General features: G+C 70.4%; 2 protein-coding genes. Both read right to left on the bottom strand.

Annotated elements, in window-relative coordinates; translation table 11 throughout:
• On the bottom strand, positions 1–236 hold a 236-nt coding region (locus tag AC1D01_RS32155), incomplete at its 3' end, for a hypothetical protein (protein WP_477873564.1).
• A partial coding sequence (locus AC1D01_RS32150) for an ATP-binding protein (protein WP_477873563.1) occupies positions 233–2002 on the bottom strand: 1770 nt, incomplete at its 5' end. The genes AC1D01_RS32150 and AC1D01_RS32155, both read right to left, overlap by 4 nt.

Here is a 2002-nt window from a genome sequence, read left to right as displayed (position 1 = left end):
ATCTCGCGCACCCGGCGGCCGGCGTCGAAGCACCAGATCGATTCCAGCGAGTTCGCCAGCTCGTGCAGCACCGCGGCATAGGCCGCGCGGCCGCGCGCCGGGGCGTCTTCGAGCGCGGTGCGGCCGGTGTCCAGGTCTTCCAGGAACGCGAGCAGCACTTCGGCGATGCTGTCGGTATCGCCGTCGAAATCGGCCAGCGCACGCCGGGTGTCGAAGGTGACCTTCGGAAAGTTCATGAGTGAGCGGCTTCCAGGGTGGGGGTCAGGCTGATGCGGGGCATGAATTCCGGCAGTTCCGGCAGCGGCTCGTTGGCGGCGATCAGCGGCACGAGCTTGCGGATCAGGCCGTTGCGGTCAACCGGCTTCGTGATGTAGTCGTTCATGCCGGCCGCCTGGCACTGCTCGCGCTCGCCGCCCATCGCGAGCGCGGTCACGCCGATGATGGGCACGCTCGCCCCGCTGGTGTGGCCCGAGCCCGTCACGCCGCCCATCGCGCGGATCGCGCGCGCCGCGTCGTAGCCGTTCATCACCGGCATCGAGACATCCATCAGGATCGCGTCGAAGTGCGCGCCGGCCGCCTTCTCGACCGCCTGCTCGCCGTTGTTCGCGATCTCCACGTGCGCACCCTCCTGCTGCAGCCACTTGCGCAGCAGCATCTGGTTGATGCGGTTGTCGTCGACGACCAGCACGTGCTGGCCGGACAGCCCGTGCGCCAGCGTGTCGATGCTGCTGTCGGGCTGGGTGTGCACGAAGCCGGCGGTCGACGCGGCGCGCGGCAGGAACACGATCACCTCGAAGCACGAGCCCCGGCCCTCGGTGCTCTCGACCTGGATGTCGCCGCCCATCATCCGCGCGAGCTGGCGGCACAGCGCCAGGCCGAGCCCGGTGCCGCCGTAGCGCCGCGTGACCGACTCGTCGGCCTGCGTGAAGGCGGCGAAGAGCCGCTTCTGCAGCGCCTTCGGAATTCCCACGCCGGTGTCGGTGATCGAGATGCGGATGCGGCTGCCGTCGGGCGCTCGCGGATCCCTCGACTCGGCCACCTCGACGCGCACGCCGCCCGAGGTGGTGAACTTGATCGCGTTGTCGAGCAGGTTGTTCAGGATCTGCGTGATGCGGAACGGATCGCCCAGCAGCACCGGGTGGCCGACGTGGAAGCGGGCCTCGAAGCGCAGCCCGCGCGATTCGGCCAGCGCCTTGAACGGCACGCAGGCATCGTGCAGCTGCTCCTCCAGGTCGAACGGCAGGCTCTCGAGCTCGAGCCGTCCGGCCTCGATCTTCGACAGGTCGAGGATGTCGTTGAGCAGGTTGCGCAGCAGCCGGGCGCTCGACCGCATCACGTCGATGTATTCGCGCTGGTCGGGCGTCGGCGACGAGCGCGTCAGCAGGTCCAGCATGCCGGCGATGCCGTTCAGTGGCGTGCGGATCTCGTGGCTCATGTTGGCCAGGAAGCGCGACTTCACCTGCGCCGACTGCTGCGCCTCGGCGAGCGCCGCCTCCAGCGCGCGCGCATCGCGCAGCTCCTGCGTCATGTCGCGCAGGAACAGGCACATCTTCGGGCCGTGCGGCAGCTTCATCAGTTCGCCGTACAGCCGCACCGTGGCGGCGGTGCCGTCGGCGCACAGGATGCTGCGGTCGAGCATCAGCCGCGTGCGCTGGCCGGCGCCGTGCGCCGCGAAGTCGAGCATCGTGCGCATGAAGTCGTAGCGCTCGCCCGGCGGGATGATGCGGTCGAGCCGGCCACCGACGAGCTGCTCGCCGCGCCAGCCGAACTGGCGCTGCATCGCCTCGTTGCAGATGCGCACGGTGCCGGTCACGTCGTACACCAGCACCGCCTCGGGCATCGCGTCGATCACGCGGCCGAGCGTGCGCAGCGCCTGCTCCTTCGCGCGCAACTGGTGGGTGCGCTGCGCGACCACCTCGGACAGCGCATGCGCGAGCGCGCGCAGCTCGCGCGAGCCGACCGCCCGCTCGGGCGGCGCCTGCGCCGGCGCCTCGAGGTGGGT

The organism is Rhizobacter sp. P3_B12 (assembly GCF_056402895.1).
Note: the sequence above shows the minus strand (reverse complement) of the source record. Positions and strands in the feature narration are given on the sequence as shown.